This is a genomic window from Rheinheimera sp. UJ51 (assembly GCF_020819615.1).
GTDB lineage: Bacteria > Pseudomonadota > Gammaproteobacteria > Enterobacterales > Alteromonadaceae > Alishewanella > Alishewanella maricola.
In genome coordinates this window covers 50,598-69,227 of record NZ_JAJHOG010000009.1, presented here as the reverse complement: position 1 = coordinate 69,227, position 18,630 = coordinate 50,598, and the positions used below count along the sequence as shown (strand labels likewise).

Sequence of the window (18,630 nt, the reverse complement as noted above, 5' to 3'; positions counted from 1 at the left end):
TGGGTATGATGGAGCAACGGCATAACAAGCGTGTGAGATTTTTTAGCGAAGCCTTTTTAGCAGCTGCAGGTAAACGCTATCCTACCGAGATTTTTGACCTATCTTTAAAAGGTGCTTTGGTCAAAAAACCTAGCGAGCCCTTGCCAAACACGACTGAGCCCATGTTACTGCAGTTGCAATTAAGTGGCTCGACCGAAGTACTGACCATGCAAGTCACCATTGCACACGAGCATGCCGATTACTTAGGGCTACATTGCACAAAGATTGATATTGATAGCATCAGCCATCTGCGGCGTTTATTAGAATTGAATCTTGGTGATCCTGAGCTATTAAGCCGTGAATTAGCTGAGCTGAGTGATCTCGACTAACCTTCCACCTGTAATGCCGCAATCGCGGCCGGATAACCAAAGGCGGCCGCCGCTTGCATATAGCTTTGCCAGTGCTGCCACGCCTGTTGTTGCCGCGCTAAAAATGCAAAATAATATTGTACGGGCATTAATTGCTCCGACTGTGCTAATTGCTGCTGTAACAGCTGCCAATAGAACGGCGGTAATGGCGCCTCAAGATGGCGCATTGGGTTAAGCGCCGCGATCGGTCGATAAGCCTGCATATTCACCGCGCGACAAGTGTCTACCGGTGTAAGCGCTAAATCAGTACGGTTATCAATGCCATATTGCTGTTGATAACGGGCAACCAGCTCAGGGCTATTTCCGATCAACAAATTCGGCGCTAAACGACCCGCCCGACACACCGCACGCGCACTGAGCGCTGACAGCGCATACTCATCTAAAAAACCGGCAATATGCAGAAACTCATGGCGTAGTAAGGCTAAATTAGCTTGTGCCGGTAACTGCACAATACCGTTGTTGTAACTGGCCACGCCGCGCCCCGCGATCACGAGTAACTGCTGAAAATCACCCGCTAACACGGCATCGCTTAACGCTTGATAATCACAGTGTATTCTAGCAGCCCTTACCTCTGAACAATTTAAGGCGGTGCTGGTAATACGCAGCAACGGCTTAAAACACACCGGCAAACTCGCCAATTGCGGATCAGCCTGCCAAGCTTGCTGCAGGCTGTGCCAGCTACGTTCGCCCTCGGCTTGCGTCACAACCGGTTGCAGCGTTAAACGACAATCTGCCGGGCTTTGCCAAGCAACAGACATACGACGCGAGCTTTCTGGCCATAAGCCTAACTCCAACAAGATACTGTTCGGTAATTCTGCGGTTAAGTGGGGTTGCTCTACTAACTGCTGTTGCAACCAATGCGCGGTGGCTAAAGGCCCTTCAAGTCGCTGCTGCAATTGAATAGCATGTAAAAAGGCATCGCTCGCGCCCAGCTTAGCAGCATGGCGCCACCACTGCAGCGAGGCTTCTAACTCGTTGCTTGCTAAGCGCTGCTGAGCCACAGTGCGGGCCGCTACGGCATCGGTTTGCGCTTTGGCCAGTAATTGTTGCTCGGTTGTCGGCGACGACGGCTGACAACCCAACAGGCATAGAAAAACAAAAAAGCCAGCAAGCCGGCTTTTTTTCAGGAACTGACTTAACTTAGTTAAGATCAACTTGGGCATCACTGAGTGCTTCACCACGAAGGCGCGCCATTTCTAATCGTGCATAACGATGTTCAACAAACTCATAAACATTGGTTGCCAAGGCTTGATGGTAATAGATCATCGCTTGGGCATTATTACCCTGGGCTTGATGCCATTTCGCTAAGTAAAAGTAGCTTTCACATAGGCGTTCCGCTAACTGTTTACGATCGCTGACATCTTGCAACATGCTTTGCAATAACGCTTCTTCACTGAGTTGGCCCGCATAAAAGCGTACCAAATTGGTACTCCAATCTGTGGGTTCTAAGCGAGCAAGTTGCGCCGTTAAACTGGCTAGTGCAGCAGTTGCATCGGTTTCGGCAAAGCCAATATAGCGCCATAAAATCCGGTAAGGGTCGTCAGGCTTCGCTTGCAAAAACTGTTGAAAATCAGCTTGCGCAAGGTCATTACGGCCTGCGTAATAAAAGGCGATAGCGCGATTAAGATAAGCAAAATCATAATCCGGCGCTAACTCAAGCGTAGAATCAAAAGCTTCATACGCCTGATCAAAATTACCGCTAAGCGTGTAATGAATACCCATAAAATTATAGGCATCGGCCATGTCAGGCTTAAAACGCAAAGCACGCATAAAGTCTAAACGCGCCAACGAACGCAAACCAACGCTGTCGTACATCACGCCACGGTCATAAAACAACTGGGCACTTTGTTCATCAGTCAGCTCAGCCCGTTGTAGAATTTCCGTTAAACGGGCAATGGCCAGTTCATTACGATAAGGCACTGGCAAAGGCTCTGGTGTTAGCCAAGCTTGTTGCATAGTGACTGCAGGTTGCTGAGCGCAACCTGCTAAGCTCATTAGCCCCGTGATCAGGGCTAGCGGTAAGAGCACTCTTTTCACGTTAAGCTTCTGTTGGCGCTTCAGCAGCAGGCTTAGCCGCCGCTTCTTTGATGCTTAAACGTACGCGACCTTGCTTGTCAACTTCTAACACTTTAACGTCAACTTTCTGGCCTACTTGTAAGTGGTCAGCCACATTTTGCACGCGCTCATCCGAGATTTGTGAAATGTGCACTAAGCCATCCTTACCAGGTAACACGTTAACAAAAGCACCGAAATCAACGATACGCACCACTTCACCTTGGTAAATGGTACCCACTTCGATCTCAGCAGTAATCGCATTGATTTTGTCGATAGCGATTTGCGCCGCTTTAGCCGTGGTTGCAGCAATTTTGATGCTACCGTCGTCTTCCAGCTCAATCGTTGTACCTGATTCTTCAGTGATTTGACGAATCACTGCGCCACCTTTACCGATAACTTCACGGATTTTCTCCGGATTAATCTTCATGGTGTAAATACGTGGTGCGTATTCAGACATCTCTTCACGGTGACCACTTATGGCTTGATCCATTACGTTCAGGATATGTAAACGCGCGGCTTTCGCCTGTTTTAACGCCGTTTGCATGATCTCTTTGGTAATACCGTCGATCTTGATGTCCATTTGTAGAGCAGTAATACCTTCCGTAGTACCGGCCACTTTAAAGTCCATGTCACCTAAGTGATCTTCATCACCTAAGATGTCAGATAAGACTACGAAATCGTCGCCTTCTTTTACCAAGCCCATCGCGATACCGGCTACAGACGCTTTGATAGGTACACCGGCATCCATTAAGGCTAATGATGAACCACAAACTGAAGCCATTGAGCTTGAGCCGTTTGATTCAGTGATTTCAGACACGATGCGTACCGTGTACGGGAAATCTTCGAAGTCAGGCATTACGGCTAACACACCGCGCTTCGCTAAACGGCCATGACCGATTTCACGACGCTTCGGTGAACCAACCATACCGGTTTCACCCACACAGTACGGCGGGAAGTTGTAGTGCAACATAAAGGTATCAGTTTTCGCACTTAACAAGTCGTCGATGTTTTGAGCATCGCGCGCAGTACCTAAGGTACAGGTAACTAACGCTTGCGTTTCACCGCGAGTAAATAAAGATGAACCGTGCGTACGTGGTAAGACGCCCGTCATTACGCTTAAACCACGGATCATCTCTGGATCACGGCCATCGATACGCGGCTCGCCTTTAGTAATACGGCTGCGAACTACTTTACTTTCTAAGTCGTGGAAGATATCGCCAAATTCGTTTTTATTCAGCTCTTCGCCTTCCGCTAACTCTTCTGTTAACTTCGCTAATAAGGCATTTTTAATTTCAGCAATACGCTCGTAACGTTTGGCTTTTTCTGTAATTTGGTAAGCTTCACCCAGATCAGCCGTCGCCAGTTCAGCAACTTTAGCAATCAACGGTAAGTTTTTCGCTGGAGCTTGCCAGTTCCAAGGTGTTTTTGCCGCTTCAGCCGCTAATTCGTTGATGGCAGTAATGGCCGTTTGAAATTGCTCATGACCATACATGACTGCGCCTAACATCACGTCTTCTGACAGAATGCCCGCTTCAGATTCAACCATTAATACTGCGTTGTGCGTACCGGCAACAACCAAGTCTAATTTCGAGCTTTTTAGCTCTTCTTCAGATGGGTTTAACACATATTGATTATTGATATAACCAACACGGGCAGCACCGATTGGGCCTGCAAATGGAATACCTGATAAAGCTAACGCAGCAGAAGTACCAATTAACGCTACGATATCCGGTTGAATTTCAGGCTGTACCGACACAACCGTGGCGATAACTTGCACTTCGTTAGTGAAGCCTTCTGGGAACAATGGACGGATCGGACGGTCGATTAAACGACTGGTTAAAGTTTCACCTTCACTTGGCCGACCTTCACGTTTAAAAAAGCCACCCGGGATACGGCCAGCTGCATACATTTTTTCCTGGTAGTTTACGGTTAAAGGAAAGAAATCCTGACCAGGTTTAGGTTCTTTCTTACCAACGACAGTTACTAAAACAGAAGTATCTCCCAGGCTGGCCAGTACTGCGGCATCTGCCTGACGGGCAATTACGCCGGTTTCTAAAGTGAAAGTATGTTGGCCAAACTGAAATGATTTTACGATGGGAGTCACGTGTGTATTTCCTTAATCTTAATCGCCGAATTGCGATGTTTTTCTCTGTGTTTTTTACCTACACAGTATACTCTGTAACCTGTTACAAAAGATAGTTCAACACTTGGACTAACTTATTTTAAAAGGCATAAAAAAAGAGGCTAAAAAGCCTCTTTTTATTACAGCGTTAATAATTAACGACGTAAGCCTAAACGGCCGATCAGAGTCGCGTAACGCGTCTGGTCTTTGCCTTTTAAGTAATCTAAAAGTTTACGACGCTGGCTAACCATACGTAACAAACCACGACGAGAGTGGAAATCGTGTTTGTGCTCAGCAAAGTGACCTTGCAGGTGAGTGATTGACGCAGTTAACAGGGCAACCTGTACTTCTGGTGAACCGGTATCGCCAGCTTTAACAGCGTAATCAGCAACGATTTGTGCCTTAACGGCAGCGCTTAATGACATGGTATGTCTCCAAATGTGAGTGAACTAAGATACGCTCACCGCCGATCACTCATCCAGCGGCAGCAAAAACAGTTGAGCATTTTACCCGCCCTTGACGAGCTTTACAAGGTAAGTTAAGCGCTCAGTAACGATAAATTGACTAAACGACGACTACGAAGCTCTTCGTTCTCAATCGTGCCAATGCCAATAAACTGTGCCGCCTGATTATACAGTTTAATACTGTCAATATCGGCATGGCTTAGCTGACAGGTTTGGCCATGCATAAGTGCATGCTCTTGCTGAGCATCCAAGGTCAACGCTGGCATAGCAACCAAACCCGCGTCCATCGGCAATAATAAGTTGTCCAGCGCGGCCCAATCAGCAGCGGTGTTGAGTGGTTCCAGTGCGCTTGGCGCGAGCATTTGCGCTGCCGTAAAAGGACCAACTTGGATCCGATGTAACGCAGCCACATGCGCACCACAGCCTAAAGCTTCACCTAAATCATCAATTAACGTGCGAATGTAAGTCCCTTTAGAGCAATGCACAATAAAATCGGCACGATCACCTGTACGCTGGACTAATTCGAAACGAAAAATACTGATAGGCCGTGCCGCGCGCGGAACTTCAATACCTTGGCGAGCATATTTGTATAAGGGTTGGCCTTGGTATTTAAGCGCTGAAAACATGGTCGGCACTTGTAAAATATCACCTCGCAACGCTTGCATAGCCTGTTCGAGATCGCTGTCAGTAAACTGTACCGGCTTTTCACTGATCACTTCCCCTTCAGCATCGCTGGTGCTCGTACGAACACCAAACAGGGCAGTCACTTGATAGGTTTTATCGGTATCCAGTAAAAACTGACTAAACTTAGTGGCTTCACCAAAACAAATGGGCAGTAAACCAGACGCCATCGGATCTAAGGCGCCAGTATGGCCGGCTTTGGCCGCTTGATATAACCAGCGCACTCGCTGCAAAATACCGTTACTGCTCACTTCTAAAGGTTTGTCTAACAACAAGATACCATGCACTTGCCGAGCGTTTTTCCGCGCCCGCATTACTCTTCCTCGCCGCCTTTACGCTGATCTTGCGCTGGCTCATCGTCGTTGTGACCGATTTCTTGGCGTTTACGTTGATCTTCTTGCCGTACCGATGCCACCAAGGTGGCCATCCGGATACCTTCGTTTAGCGACTGATCAAAAGCAAAACGAATGTGTGGCACGATGCGCGTTTCAATGCGTTTACCAATTAAACTGCGCACGTAACCGGCGGCATCATTTAAAATCTTTAAGTTGTCTTCGACTTTCTCGTTATCCATACCTAAAAAGGTGACAAATACCTTGGCATGCGATAAATCGCGAGACACTTCAACATCAGAGACGGTGATCATGGTGTGCAAGCGTGGATCTTTAATCTCACGTTGCAGGATCACCGCCATTTCTTTTTTCACTTGCTGTGAAAGCCGGTCTACCCGGGAAAATTCTTTGGCCATACCTTATTTCCTTGTTGCCCTGCTCAGCATTTTTGCCACTGAGTCATATTGGCATAAACACAACAGGGGCAACACGTGCCCCTGTATTAACGTGTCACGTCATCTATTATAGAGTACGTTCAACCTGAATAGTCTCGAACACTTCGATCTGATCGCCTTCGCGCACATCGTTGTAGTTCTTCACACCGATACCACATTCAAAGCCATTTCTAACTTCGTTCACGTCGTCTTTAAAGCGACGCAGTGATTCTAGCTCACCTTCGAAAATGACCACGTTATCACGCAATACGCGGATTGGGGCATTACGCTTGATTAAGCCTTCGGTAACCATACAGCCTGCAACAGCGCCAAACTTCGGTGAACGGAATACGTCACGAACCTGTGCTAAACCAATGATTTGCTGTTTAAACTCTGGTGCTAACATACCCGTCATCGCCGCTCTGACTTCGTCTAACAGTTCATAAATGATGCTGTAATAACGTAAATCTAAGCCTTCTTCTTCAACCAGTTTGCGCGCAGTACCATCGGCACGTACGTTGAAACCAATGACGATTGCTGATGATGCAGCAGCCAAGGTCACGTCAGTTTCAGTAATACCACCCACGCCTGAACCAACAATCCGAACCTTCACTTCGTCTGTAGACAACTTCATCAAGGATTCAGTGATCGCTTGCACCGAACCTTGTACGTCACCTTTCAGAACGATATTCAGCTCAGAAACGTCACCTTCCGTCATGTTAGCAAACATGTTTTCCAGTTTAGATTTCTGCTGACGAGCCAGTTTCACATCGCGGAATTTACCTTGACGATACAAGGCCACTTCACGGGCTTTACGCTCGTCTTTCACCACGGTGACTTCGTCACCGGCTTCCGGTACGCCAGATAAACCTAAGATTTCAACAGGAATTGACGGCCCAGCAGTTTTGATTTCTTTACCGTTTTCGTCACGCATTGCCCGCACACGGCCATATTCAAAACCACACAGCACCACATCGCCTTGTTTTAAGGTGCCTTCCTGAACCAGGATAGACGCCACAGGACCACGGCCTTTGTCTAAGCGTGATTCAATAACCACACCACGACCTAAACCTTTATGTACGGCTTTCAGTTCTAACAATTCGGCTTGGTTTAGGATCGCTTCTAACAGATCATCAATACCTTCACCTGTTTTCGCAGATACTGGAACGAACTGTGTATCGCCACCCCAATCTTCTGAAATAACATCGAACTGTGATAATTCATTACGTACCCGATCTGGATCCGCTGAAGGCTTATCAATCTTGTTCACCGCAACCACTAAAGGCACGTTACCGGCTTTAGCATGTTGGATAGCTTCGCGAGTTTGTGGCATTACGCCATCGTCCGCCGCAACAACTAAGATAACGATATCGGTTGCTTTCGCACCACGAGCCCTCATTGAAGTAAAGGCCGCGTGACCGGGTGTATCAAGGAAAGTCACCATGCCACGTTCAGTTTCTACGTGATAAGCACCGATATGCTGAGTAATACCACCGGCTTCGCCTGCAGCCACTTTCGCTTTACGGATGTAATCCAGTAGTGAGGTTTTACCATGGTCAACGTGACCCATAACAGTCACAACCGGCGCACGTGATTCTAATTCGCCCTGACCTTCACGATCAGACATGACCGCTTCTTCTAACTCGTTTTCTTTCGTCAGGGTAAATTTATGACCCATCTCTTCACAAACGATCGCGGCAGTTTCTTGGTCGATAACTTGGTTGATAGTCGCCATAGCGCCCATCTTCATCATCGCCTTAATCACTTCTGAAGCTTTAACGGCCATTTTCGAGGCCAGCTCAGCAACCGTAATGGTCTCACCAATTTTCACATCACGCTCAACAGGTTGTGCCGGCTTATTAAAGCCATGCTGCATACTGGTAGGCGTTTTCTTTTTCTTGGTGTGGCGATTAGCACGATTAAAGGCTTCTTTATCGTTACCATCGTCTTTCTTTTTACCTTTAGCTGGTGGGGCTTTTTTACCCACACCACGACGACCGGCACGCTCTTCTTTGGCGTCCACTTCGTCTTCCGCTTGCTTAGCAAATTCGTTGCTAGTTAAGTGATAATCGTCTTTTTCAGTCGACTTCGCTTTTTCTTCTAAAGCCCAACGCTCGCCGTTTTCTTCCGCTAATTTACGCGCGGCTTCAGCTTGCTTCTTGGCTTCTTCTTCTAGCTTACGCAGTGATTCAGCTTCTTGTTGCTGACGAATATGTTCAGCTTCTTTGCGCGCTTCTTCTTTCGCTGCACGACGAGCCGCTTCTTCCGGATCGTCTTTTAATAATTGTGCTTGCTTGGCTTCTTCGCGTTTTTTCGCTTCAGCGGCTTTGCGTTCCGCTTCTTCTTTCGCTTTAGCCGCTTCTATTTCACGGGCTTTTTGTTCCGCTTCTTGACGAGCACGGTTGGCTTCAGCATTGGCTTTTTCTTCAGCTAAACGCGCTTCTTCTTGCGCTTTCAATGTTTCAGCATCTACAACCGGTTTTTTGATAAAGGTTTTTTGCTTACGCACTTCAACCTGGATCTCACGGTTACGGCCTGCGCCGCCTGCTACACTCAAGGTGCTCTTTTCTTTGCGCTTCAGCGTTAACTTGGCTGGCTCAGGCGCTTTTCCGCCATGGGCTTTGCTCAAGTGCTCTAGCAATTGTTTTTTCTCTTCTTCAGTTACCGATTGGCCTTTGGCCTTGGTAATACCTGCATCAGCAAATTGTTGGACTAACCGATCAACAGTTGTACCGACATCACTGGCCAGCTTTTCTATGGTGACTTCTGCCATTTGTGTTGTTACCTCCGTTGACTACTCAGTTACTTTCATTAAACCAGACAATATTACGAGCAGCCATTATTAACTCTGCAGCTTTATCTTCTGTCATTTCTACTAATTCTAATAAATCATCCACGCCCAGTTCAGCCAAATCATCCAGGGTGGTCACCCCTTTGCTAGCGATAACATAAGCGGTATGTGTATCTAAACATTCTAAGGCCAACAATTGTTCTGTTGGCTTGGCATCTTCCAGTGATTCTTCACTGGCCAGTGCGCGTGTGGTCAGAATATCTTTGGCGCGGTTACGCAGTAACTCAACCGTTTCTTCATCTAAACCATCGATTGACAACAATTCGCTAATAGGCACGTAAGCCACTTCTTCTAGCGTAGAGAAACCTTCGTCAACCAGCACATCAGCAAAGTCTTCATCGATTTCAAGTGCGTCCATAAATACCTGACGAACTTTAGCCGTTTCTTCTTGATGCTTCGCTTTCATGGCAGCAACTGACATAACGTTCAGTTCCCAACCTGTTAATTGGCTTGCTAAACGTACGTTTTGACCATTACGACCAATCGCCATCGCCAGATTTGACTCTTCAACAGCGATATCCATAGAATGGGCATCTTCATCAACAATGATAGAAGCAACTTCAGCTGGCGCCATGGCGTTAATCACAAATTGAGCATCGTTATCGTCATACAACACGATATCAACCCGCTCACCACCTAATTCGTTTGATACAGCTTGAACACGTGAACCACGCATACCAACACAAGCACCCACGGGATCAATGCGACGGTCATTACTTTTAACCGCAATCTTGGCACGTGAACCGGGATCGCGCGCTGCGCCGCGAAGTTCTATCATTTCTTCGCCGATTTCTGGCACTTCAATGCGGAACAACTCTAACAGCACTTCTGGCTTAGCACGGCTTAAAAACAGCTGTGCACCACGAGCTTCTGGTTTTACATCAAATAATAACGTACGAATGCGGTCACCTGGGCGATAGGTTTCACGCGGTAACATTTCTTCGCGTGGTAACATGGCTTCAGCGTTGTTACCTAAATCGACGATAATACTTTCACGATTCACTTTCTTAACCACGCCGGTGACTAGCTCACCCACCTGGTCGATATACGCTTCAACAACCTGTGAACGTTCAGCTTCACGTACTTTTTGTACGATAACTTGTTTCGCCATTTGCGTGGTGATACGGTCAAACTCGACAGAGTCGATTTGCTCTTCAACAAAATCACCTAACTTAATGTTTGGCTCATCATACTGTGCTGCTGAAAAGGTCATTTCACGGTATGGGTGTTCCATGACGGCATCATCTGCGATCACTTCCCAGCGGCGGAAAGTATCATAACTACCGGTTTTGCGATCGATGCTAACCCGAACTTCAATATCGCCTTCATTTTTCTTTTTAGTGGCGGCGGCTAATGCAAACTCCAGTGCTTGGAAAATCTTTTCCCGTGGCACTGATTTTTCATTTGAAACCGCATCAACAACTAATAATATCTCTTTTGCCATTATATGCCTCGCTTTGACGCTAACCCGGGACGCTTAAAAAACCGGTACCACGTTTGCTTTATCAATATTATCGAAAAGCAAACTATAGGGTTTGCCATCCACTTCCATTACTAACATGTCGCCATCGAAGCTTGTTAGTAACCCTTTGAATTTACGTCGACTGTCTTGAGGTATCGTTAATTTAACCTCAAGTTTATGGCCAACATATTGGGTGAATTGTGCTTCGGTGAACAACGGCCGATCCAAGCCTGGTGAAGATACTTCGAGGGTATACTCTGTTGGGATTGGATCCTCAACATCCAGCAAAGCGCTGATTTCTCGACTGATCAGGGCACAGTCTTCGACTGTAATGCCATCTGCTTTATCGATAAACACTCTCAGTGTGGTATGACGACCGGCTCGCACCAGTTCGATACCCCACAATTGATAACCGGCTGTCTCCACAGTCGGCGTCAGCAGCTCTGTTAGTTGCTGTTCTTGTTTAGCCAAAAAAACCTCCGAAACACAAATAAAAAATGGGCAAAGCGCCCATTACTGCATAAACACTAACTCCAGATACGAAAAAGCCCCGAACAAGCGGGGCGAATTCACATCCAATCATTACGCATATCGCCAATGCGCAATGAATATTTAATAGGGCGGGAGTTGTATCAACATCTACGACCGCTGTTACGAAACCCCTTTCAAAAACTTATTAAACTTGTAGCAGTGAGTCCTGTTTAGTTAAGACCAGTTGCAACTACTGTTAGTAATAAGTTTAAACTGAAAATTGGTTGCGGGAGCCGGATTTGAACCGACGACCTTCGGGTTATGAGCCCGACGAGCTACCAGGCTGCTCCATCCCGCGTCCGTAACTGGTGCACATTATATAGTGCCTGTACTGATAGCGCAAGCTACTGCTTACGTTAATTTGGTGCCGAGAGCGGGACTTGAACCCGCACGTCCGAAGACACTACCCCCTCAAGATAGCGTGTCTACCAATTTCACCACCTCGGCGTATAAAACTTAATTACCTACCGGGATGTCGTTGACGTCATCTTTCTTGGCAGGAGCCTGTTCGGTGGTTACCGGAACAGATTGGAAAAAATCTGAGCCATCATCTGGCTTGCTTTGCTTAGCGGTTAAGTTACCTAATACTAAGCTCAACATAAAAAATAAAATTGCCAAAAAGGTAGTGGTTTTGGTTAAGAAATTACCTGTACCGCTTGAACCAAATACTGTACCAGAAGCACCAGCACCAAATGCTGCGCCCATGCTAGCGCCTTTACCGTGTTGAATTAACACTAATAAAATAAGGGCTAGCGAAACTAACAAATAACAAATTACAAATAAATCGTACATGCTTATTCCTTTGCACTAAGGCAAATTTGCGCAAATTCTTCGGGTTTTAAGCTAGCACCGCCAACTAAAGCACCGTCTATGTCTGGTTGAGTAAATAATGCAGCACAATTTTCCGCATTAACACTGCCACCATATAAAATTTTCACCTGTTGCGCTGCGTCGGCATCATACTTAGCTAACTCAGCACGGATAAAGGCATGTGTCTGTTGCGCCTGCTCCGGTGTTGCTGACTCACCAGTACCTATCGCCCAAATCGGTTCATATGCAACGACCGATTTCTGCAGCAATTCGGGGTGCGAAGCATACACTGCTGCTAATTGTTTCGCAATAACCTGCTCGGTTTTTTCTTGCTGCCGTTCTGCTAACGTTTCACCAATACATAAGAGGGGTGTTAAGCCTGCAGCGACTGCAGTGGCTACTTTTGCAGCAATTAGCTGATCAGTTTCAAATTGATATTCACGACGTTCAGAGTGCCCTACTAGCGCATAACGAGCGCCTGCCGCTAACAACAATTCCGCACTTAACTGGCCGGTGTAGGCACCCGCTAAATGCGCACTGATATCTTGACCACCCAGCTGAAAAGCACGCGCTGTTGGAAAAGCGCTTAACAATGTAGCGGGAGGGCAAATTAAAATATCCACTTGCGGTGCTATTGATTGCAATGTTGTGCTGATCGTAGTGATCAGCGCTGATGAGCCATTCATTTTCCAATTGGCGGCAACAAGCTTTTTACGTGACATTAGGCAGTATCCTTAGCTTACACCTGTTGATAGTAACTAAGCTTCTGCTTTAGAACAAGCTTTAGCCGCGACAACGCGGCTAATTGTCTATTTATTAACTGATCTTAACTGGCAATTTTTACCGCATCAGCAATTTTTTCAGCATATTGGCGAACGGTGTCGGCATCCTCGCCTTCAACCATCACGCGGATCAATGGCTCGGTACCTGATTTACGGATCAGCACGCGGCCCTTTCCTGCCAGATCGCGCTCTACTGCAGCAATACATTCTTTTACGTTAACTTTATCTAATGGCGTAGAACCTTTAGCAAATTTCACGTTAACCAGTACCTGCGGTAACTTACGCATATCGCTCATCAATTGCGCCAAGCTTTTGCCGCTAGAGAGCATGGCAGTGAGGACTTGAAGTGAGGCAATAATGCCATCACCGGTGCAGGTGTAATCAAGATTTAACACATGGCCTGAGTTTTCACCGCCAATGCGCCAGTTCTTTTCACGTAGTAATTCCATAACGTAACGATCACCTACGGCACTGCGCGCAAACGGAATATCCAATTTAGCTAAAGCCAATTCTAAACCCATATTGCTCATTAAGGTGCCAACAACGCCACCTTTTAAAGTGCCGGCTTCTTTGGCAGCACGTGCAATGATATAAACAATTTCGTCACCATCTAGCACGCGGCCATGTTGATCAACCATCATGACCCGATCACCATCGCCATCATAGGCAATACCCAGATCAGCTTGTTTTTCCAGCACGGTTGCACGTAATAAATCAGTATGGGTTGCGCCGCACTGCTCATTAATATTTAAACCGTCTGGCTTACAGCCGATTGCGATAACTTCAGCACCCAGTTCTTTAAAAACGGCAGGGGCAATATGGTAAGTTGCACCATGAGCACAATCGATGACGATTTTTAACCCGCTCAGTGACAAGTTGTTGTTAAGGTGACTTTTACAGAATTCGATATAACGACCCGCCGCATCATTGATACGCTCTGCTTTACCGAGCTTTTCTGACGATTCACAAATCATCGGTTGTTCAAGCTCGTGCTCAATCGCCAATTCAATTTCATCCGCCAGTTTCATACCATCAGCGGAGAAAAACTTAATGCCATTATCATAATAAGGATTGTGTGAAGCACTGATCACGATACCGGCTTCAGCACGGAAAGTTCGCGTTAAATAGGCGACGGCAGGTGTGGGCATTGGGCCCAATAAGCGCACATCAATACCGGCGGCAATTAAGCCTGCTTCTAATGCCGTTTCTAATAAATAACCTGAAATACGCGTATCTTTACCGATCAATACTTTGCGTGTACCGCGCTGAGATAATACTCGACCCGCGGCCCAACCCAATTTCATGGCAAATTCAGGGGTAATAGGAAATTCACCAACGCGACCGCGTACACCATCAGTTCCAAAATATTTTCTTGTCATTATTTAACTCCATAACGGGCCGCAGCAGCAACGCGTAATGCTTGCACACTTTCTTTAACATCATGCACACGAATAATTTGTGCGCCAGCATAAGCCGCTAAGCTGGCACATGCAAGACTGCCAGCAAGCCTTTCTGACGTTGGTAACCCTAGTAACTGGCCAATCATACTTTTACGTGACATACCGGCAAGCACCGCATAACCGCTTGCCACAAATTGATCTAATGCGGCTAACAACTGATAATTATGCGCTAAGGTTTTACCAAAACCAAAACCAGGATCGAGCACAATTTGACTCGCAGGAATGCCCGCTTGCTGACATGCCTCGGCTCTGGCCAATAAAAACGCCAGCACTTCAGGTACCAGTTGCTCATATTGTGGATCATGTTGCATGGTACGAGGCGCTCCCTGCATATGCATAATGCAAACGGGAACTTGCAACGCAGCGGCAGTTTCTAGCGCCGCCGGAGCTTGCAAAGCACAGACATCATTAATCATATCGGCGCCAGCCTGAACGGCCGCTGACATCACCTCAGCTTTACTGGTATCAATCGAAATGGCACAATCAAAACGTTGGCGTAAAGCGCTGATCACGGGGACAACACGCGCTAATTCTTCAGCTAAGCTAACCGCTGCAGCGCCAGGTCGTGTGGACTCACCACCGACATCGAGAATGGTTGCGCCGTCACGCAACATTTGCTCCGCACTAAATAAGGCTTGATCCAGTACTTGGTGTTTACCACCATCTGAAAATGAGTCAGGGGTAATATTTAATATGCCCATGATCTGTGGTCGATCTAAACTAAGAGAACGTTGCCGAGGTAACTGTAACTGCATGTGGCTTACTCCGCTAAAAACAAAACCCCGGACAAGCCGGGGTTGTTATTATAACTGCTTTGCTAAGGCATGTAAGTGACTTAGTGCACGTTGCCTTCAAAGGGTTTATCCGTTGCAGTAGGCGCAGCAGATGGCGCTGACTTATCATCATCGCCGCCTTTACTGTCCTTATCACGCGGCTCCCAGTTTTCAGGCTGGCTAACTGCTTTACGCTCCATCAACTCTTTAATCTGTCGCGAATCAATGGTTTCGTACAACATCAGCGCATCTTTCATGGCATGTAAAATATCCATGTTTTCATCTAGCAGCTGTTTTGCCCGATTATAGTTACGATCGATAATGGCTTTGATTTCCGAATCGATAATCGAGGCGGTCTCATCTGACATATTGTTCGATTTGCCCATGCTGCGGCCCAAGAATACTTCACCTTCTTCTTCAGCATATAACAATGGCCCTAACTTCTCAGAGAACCCCCATTGTGTCACCATGTTACGGGCAATCGAGGTCGCGTATTTAATATCTTGCGAAGCACCGGTTGACACCGCATCTAAACCGTAAATCATTTCTTCGGCTAAACGCCCACCATAAGCAACGGAAATTTTACTTTCTAGCTTGCGACGGCTAACGCTAATGGCATCTTGCTCTGGTAAAAAGAAAGTCACACCCAAAGCACGGCCACGCGGAATAATCGTCACTTTGTGCACAGGATCATGCTCAGGAACTAAACAACCAATAATGGCATGCCCCGCTTCATGATATGCCGTCATTTCTTTTTCGGCATCCGTCATCACCATGGAACGGCGCTCTGCACCCATCATAATCTTGTCTTTAGCACGCTCAAACTCTTCCATGCTAACGACTCGGCGATTACCACGAGCGGCAAATAGCGCTGCTTCGTTAACCAAGTTTGCCAAGTCAGCACCCGAAAAACCTGGTGTACCTCGCGCAATAACACTGGCTTTCACATCATCTGCAATAGGTACTTTACGCATATGTACTTTTAAAATTTGCTCTCGACCGCGCACATCAGGTAAACCGACCACGACTTGACGATCGAAACGGCCAGGACGCAGCAACGCTGCATCAAGCACATCGGGACGGTTCGTTGCAGCGATAATAATCACGCCTTCGTTGCCGTCAAAACCATCCATTTCAACCAGCATCTGGTTTAGCGTTTGCTCACGTTCATCGTGACCACCACCTAAACCGGCACCACGCTGACGGCCTACGGCATCAATCTCATCGATGAAGATAATGCAAGGTGCGGCTTTTTTGGCTTGGTCGAACATATCCCGTACCCGAGAAGCACCGACACCCACGAACATTTCAACAAAATCAGAACCAGAAATGGTAAAGAAAGGCACTTTCGCTTCGCCAGCAATCGCTTTTGCTAACAGCGTTTTACCTGTACCTGGTGGGCCCACCATTAAAATACCCTTAGGGATCTTACCGCCGAGCTTCTGGAAACGTGAAGGGTCGCGTAGATATTCAACCAGCTCTGAAACTTCTTCTTTCGCTTCATCACAACCGGCTACATCAGCAAACGTAGTCTTAATTTGGTCTTCACCCATTAAGCGCGCTTTGCTTTTGCCAAACGACATGGCGCCTTTGCCACCGCCGCCTTGCATCTGACGCATAAAGAAAATCCAGACACCGATTAACAACAGCATTGGGAACCAAGAGATAAAGATGGTTGCTAACCAGCTGGACTCTTCAGGTTTGCTACCCAAAGTGCGCACGTCATTTTTGATTAAATCATCCAGAAGTTTTTCGTCGTAGCCACCAGGGATCACGGTTTCAAAGCGTTCACCACTGCGTTTAACACCGGTAATCACACCCGTGCGCTCTACTTTAACTTCACGGATCACTCCCTGATTTACTTCTTTAACGAACTGGGTGTAACTGGTCATGCGATCCGTGTTTTCACTCGGGCCAAAGCTATTGAATACTGACATCAGTACTACCGCGATGACTAACCAGACAATCAGATTTTTTGCCATGTCACTCAAGGTTATAACCTCATCTTTACTCTAAAAATCATTAATACCGGACTACTTTACTAAAGTTTAAAGCCGGTGGCCACGATATATGTCTCGCGTGAACGGGCACGCGACGAATCAGGCTTACGAATTTTCACATTACTAAAGGCGGCGCGTACATCTTTCAGGAATTGCTCAAAACCCTCTCCCTGAAACACTTTGACTACAAAACTGCCATTTTGCTTCAAAACTTTTTGGCACATGTCTAATGCCAACTCGACCAGATAAACAGAACGGGCTTGATCGGTAGTATCATTGCCACTCATGTTCGGTGCCATATCAGATAATACCACATCTACGGTTTTACCACCGATCCGGCTCAGTAATGCCTCTAAAACCGCTTCCTCTCGAAAATCACCTTGTAAAAAAGCGACCCCGGCCAGCGGATCCATGGGTAAAATATCACAGGCAATGACCGTGCCCTCTTTACCCACTAATCCCACCACAAACTGAGACCAACTACCAGGGGCTGAGCCTAAATCTACCACTGTCATACCCGGTTTAACCAATTTGTCTTGTTGCTGGATCTCTTCTAATTTAAACGCAGCGCGCGAACGTAAGCCCAGCTTTTGCGCTTTTTGTACAAAGTGATCATCAAAATGCTCTTTTAGCCAACGCGATGAACTGGCTGAGCGTTTTTTCTTAGTCATGTTACTACTCTTAAATAGTCTTATGCTGTAGATGGCGCTACAATAGGCATAATTCAAGCTTTTCTACGGACATTCTAACCTTATGAGTTTAACCAATAAACAAAAACAATTTTTAAAAACCAAAGCCCATGATTTAAAACCCGTTATTTTACTAGGCGGTAACGGTTTAACAGAGGGTGTTGTTGCTGAAATTGATAACGCTTTAAACTTTCATGAATTAATTAAAATTAAAGTGCCAGGCGAAGATAGAGAACAAAAAGTGTTGATTATGGACGCGATAGTCAGAGAAACCAACGCTGAAAAAGTTCAGGTTATCGGCAAAATCTTAGTTTTATTCCGCCAGTCGCAAGAAAAAAAGATCCATTTGCCACGCGGTTAAACATCAAAACAGATACCCGGCAGCTCGCAATGACTGCCGGGCTGCGAGTTCATCATCTTTTAATGTACTTACAACATCGGCGGGCTTTACCGCTTGTGTCGCCTTGGCAAACTGCCACATCACCATTGTATTATCAGCGCCAATAGTTTCGACATGCTTTAGATTATTGGCAAAGCACCAAGCCGTGTTTTCATTTAGTAACGAAAAAACTTCGGCTGGAGATATTTCCCACTGCCGAATATCCAATACTACTGCCCAAGGTTTTGCGCTTATTGGCAAAATTAATGAACGCATTTCACGAACGTACTGTTGCGCGATCGCTTTAGTCCAAAAACCGTTGGCGGATACCCACAAGACTCGCTGCTCTAAACGTAAGGAAAAGGCGGTATGTTTTGCCATGATAAGGCTCCTACTAC

Annotated in this window: 18 protein-coding genes and 2 tRNA genes; 2 read left to right on the top strand and 18 right to left on the bottom strand. The window is 46.6% G+C overall.

From position 1 onward, the window contains the following. Positions 1-5: 5 nt before the first annotated feature. Entirely contained in the window at positions 6-368 is a 363-nt protein-coding gene (locus LMJ53_RS12120) for a PilZ domain-containing protein (protein WP_229586355.1), read from the top strand. Here LMJ53_RS12120 and LMJ53_RS12115 read toward each other — a convergent pair. The 17 genes from LMJ53_RS12115 to rlmE form a co-directional block, all read right to left on the bottom strand. Continuing rightward, positions 365-1,570 carry a hypothetical protein gene (locus LMJ53_RS12115; protein ID WP_229586353.1) on the bottom strand — a complete coding sequence of 402 codons (1,206 nt, stop codon included), beginning with the start codon at positions 1,568-1,570 and terminating at the stop codon, positions 365-367. The genes LMJ53_RS12120 and LMJ53_RS12115 overlap by 4 nt on opposite strands. Continuing rightward, positions 1,548-2,444: a lipoprotein NlpI gene (nlpI, locus tag LMJ53_RS12110; protein ID WP_229586351.1), complete on the bottom strand. Its 897-nt coding sequence runs from the start codon at positions 2,442-2,444 to the stop codon at positions 1,548-1,550. The genes LMJ53_RS12115 and nlpI overlap by 23 nt, the downstream gene beginning before the upstream one ends. 1 nt (position 2,445) lies before the next feature. Next, positions 2,446-4,566 carry a polyribonucleotide nucleotidyltransferase gene (gene pnp / locus LMJ53_RS12105; RefSeq protein ID WP_226751219.1) on the bottom strand — a complete coding sequence of 707 codons (2,121 nt, stop codon included), beginning with the start codon at positions 4,564-4,566 and terminating at the stop codon, positions 2,446-2,448. Between the two features lie 173 nt (positions 4,567-4,739). After that, entirely contained in the window at positions 4,740-5,009 is a 270-nt protein-coding gene (gene rpsO, locus LMJ53_RS12100) for a 30S ribosomal protein S15 (RefSeq protein WP_229586349.1), read from the bottom strand. 113 nt (positions 5,010-5,122) lie between these two features. Beyond that, complete coding sequence (truB, locus tag LMJ53_RS12095; RefSeq protein ID WP_229586347.1) at positions 5,123-6,043, bottom strand: tRNA pseudouridine(55) synthase TruB; 921 nt, start codon at positions 6,041-6,043, stop codon at positions 5,123-5,125. Next, a complete protein-coding gene (gene rbfA, locus LMJ53_RS12090; protein WP_229586345.1) occupies positions 6,043-6,477 on the bottom strand; it encodes a 30S ribosome-binding factor RbfA in 435 nt (144 codons plus the stop codon). The genes truB and rbfA overlap by 1 nt, the downstream gene beginning before the upstream one ends. A gap of 106 nt (positions 6,478-6,583) precedes the next feature. Next, complete coding sequence (infB, locus tag LMJ53_RS12085) at positions 6,584-9,268, bottom strand: translation initiation factor IF-2 (protein WP_229586343.1); 2,685 nt, start codon at positions 9,266-9,268, stop codon at positions 6,584-6,586. Between the two features lie 25 nt (positions 9,269-9,293). Next, entirely contained in the window at positions 9,294-10,790 is a 1,497-nt protein-coding gene (nusA, locus tag LMJ53_RS12080) for a transcription termination factor NusA (protein WP_229586341.1), read from the bottom strand. Positions 10,791-10,823: 33 nt separating this feature from the next. Continuing rightward, on the bottom strand, positions 10,824-11,279 hold the full coding sequence (rimP, locus tag LMJ53_RS12075; RefSeq protein WP_229586339.1) for a ribosome maturation factor RimP: 456 nt from the start codon (positions 11,277-11,279) through the stop codon (positions 10,824-10,826). Positions 11,280-11,560: 281 nt separating this feature from the next. Continuing rightward, positions 11,561-11,637: transfer RNA gene (locus LMJ53_RS12070), tRNA-Met, on the bottom strand. 64 nt (positions 11,638-11,701) lie between these two features. Continuing rightward, positions 11,702-11,786, bottom strand: a tRNA-Leu gene (locus tag LMJ53_RS12065). Positions 11,787-11,795: 9 nt separating this feature from the next. Then, positions 11,796-12,131, bottom strand: a complete 336-nt coding sequence (gene secG / locus LMJ53_RS12060) for a preprotein translocase subunit SecG (RefSeq protein ID WP_229586337.1) — start codon at positions 12,129-12,131, stop codon at positions 11,796-11,798. Positions 12,132-12,133: 2 nt separating this feature from the next. Continuing rightward, positions 12,134-12,871 (bottom strand): triose-phosphate isomerase, encoded by a 738-nt coding sequence (tpiA, locus tag LMJ53_RS12055; RefSeq protein WP_229586335.1) that lies wholly within the window; start codon positions 12,869-12,871, stop codon positions 12,134-12,136. Positions 12,872-12,975: 104 nt separating this feature from the next. Beyond that, on the bottom strand, positions 12,976-14,310 hold the full coding sequence (glmM, locus tag LMJ53_RS12050) for a phosphoglucosamine mutase (protein ID WP_229586333.1): 1,335 nt from the start codon (positions 14,308-14,310) through the stop codon (positions 12,976-12,978). Continuing rightward, positions 14,310-15,146, bottom strand: coding sequence for a dihydropteroate synthase (gene folP / locus LMJ53_RS12045; RefSeq protein WP_229586331.1), 837 nt, complete (start codon positions 15,144-15,146; stop codon positions 14,310-14,312). Before folP ends, glmM begins: the two co-directional genes overlap by 1 nt. A gap of 80 nt (positions 15,147-15,226) precedes the next feature. Then, positions 15,227-17,146: an ATP-dependent zinc metalloprotease FtsH gene (gene ftsH, locus LMJ53_RS12040; protein ID WP_267867511.1), complete on the bottom strand. Its 1,920-nt coding sequence runs from the start codon at positions 17,144-17,146 to the stop codon at positions 15,227-15,229. A gap of 59 nt (positions 17,147-17,205) precedes the next feature. After that, positions 17,206-17,835 carry a 23S rRNA (uridine(2552)-2'-O)-methyltransferase RlmE gene (rlmE, locus tag LMJ53_RS12035; RefSeq protein WP_229586329.1) on the bottom strand — a complete coding sequence of 210 codons (630 nt, stop codon included), beginning with the start codon at positions 17,833-17,835 and terminating at the stop codon, positions 17,206-17,208. Between the two features lie 82 nt (positions 17,836-17,917). Between rlmE and yhbY the strand changes: the two genes are divergently transcribed. Beyond that, complete coding sequence (gene yhbY, locus LMJ53_RS12030) at positions 17,918-18,214, top strand: ribosome assembly RNA-binding protein YhbY (RefSeq protein WP_226751207.1); 297 nt, start codon at positions 17,918-17,920, stop codon at positions 18,212-18,214. A gap of 3 nt (positions 18,215-18,217) precedes the next feature. Here the strand turns inward: yhbY and LMJ53_RS12025 are convergent, their stop codons facing one another. After that, positions 18,218-18,613, bottom strand: a complete 396-nt coding sequence (locus tag LMJ53_RS12025; protein WP_229586327.1) for a hypothetical protein — start codon at positions 18,611-18,613, stop codon at positions 18,218-18,220. Positions 18,614-18,630 lie beyond the last annotated feature (17 nt).

Excerpts from the sequence above, each read along its gene's own strand:
- yhbY (WP_226751207.1), top strand. The coding sequence starts at position 17,918 with ATGAGTTTAACCAATAAACAAAAACAATTTTTAAAAACCAAAGCCCAT.
- tpiA (WP_229586335.1), bottom strand. The coding sequence starts at position 12,871 with ATGTCACGTAAAAAGCTTGTTGCCGCCAATTGGAAAATGAATGGCTCA.
- secG (WP_229586337.1), bottom strand. The coding sequence starts at position 12,131 with ATGTACGATTTATTTGTAATTTGTTATTTGTTAGTTTCGCTAGCCCTT.
- truB (WP_229586347.1), bottom strand. The coding sequence starts at position 6,043 with ATGCGGGCGCGGAAAAACGCTCGGCAAGTGCATGGTATCTTGTTGTTA.
- infB (WP_229586343.1), bottom strand. The coding sequence starts at position 9,268 with ATGGCAGAAGTCACCATAGAAAAGCTGGCCAGTGATGTCGGTACAACT.
- folP (WP_229586331.1), bottom strand. The coding sequence starts at position 15,146 with ATGCAGTTACAGTTACCTCGGCAACGTTCTCTTAGTTTAGATCGACCA.
- glmM (WP_229586333.1), bottom strand. The coding sequence starts at position 14,310 with ATGACAAGAAAATATTTTGGAACTGATGGTGTACGCGGTCGCGTTGGT.
- ftsH (WP_267867511.1), bottom strand. The coding sequence starts at position 17,146 with ATGGCAAAAAATCTGATTGTCTGGTTAGTCATCGCGGTAGTACTGATG.
- rbfA (WP_229586345.1), bottom strand. The coding sequence starts at position 6,477 with ATGGCCAAAGAATTTTCCCGGGTAGACCGGCTTTCACAGCAAGTGAAA.
- nusA (WP_229586341.1), bottom strand. The coding sequence starts at position 10,790 with ATGGCAAAAGAGATATTATTAGTTGTTGATGCGGTTTCAAATGAAAAA.
- LMJ53_RS12025 (WP_229586327.1), bottom strand. The coding sequence starts at position 18,613 with ATGGCAAAACATACCGCCTTTTCCTTACGTTTAGAGCAGCGAGTCTTG.
- rpsO (WP_229586349.1), bottom strand. The coding sequence starts at position 5,009 with ATGTCATTAAGCGCTGCCGTTAAGGCACAAATCGTTGCTGATTACGCT.
- LMJ53_RS12120 (WP_229586355.1), top strand. The coding sequence starts at position 6 with ATGATGGAGCAACGGCATAACAAGCGTGTGAGATTTTTTAGCGAAGCC.
- rlmE (WP_229586329.1), bottom strand. The coding sequence starts at position 17,835 with ATGACTAAGAAAAAACGCTCAGCCAGTTCATCGCGTTGGCTAAAAGAG.
- LMJ53_RS12115 (WP_229586353.1), bottom strand. The coding sequence starts at position 1,570 with ATGCCCAAGTTGATCTTAACTAAGTTAAGTCAGTTCCTGAAAAAAAGC.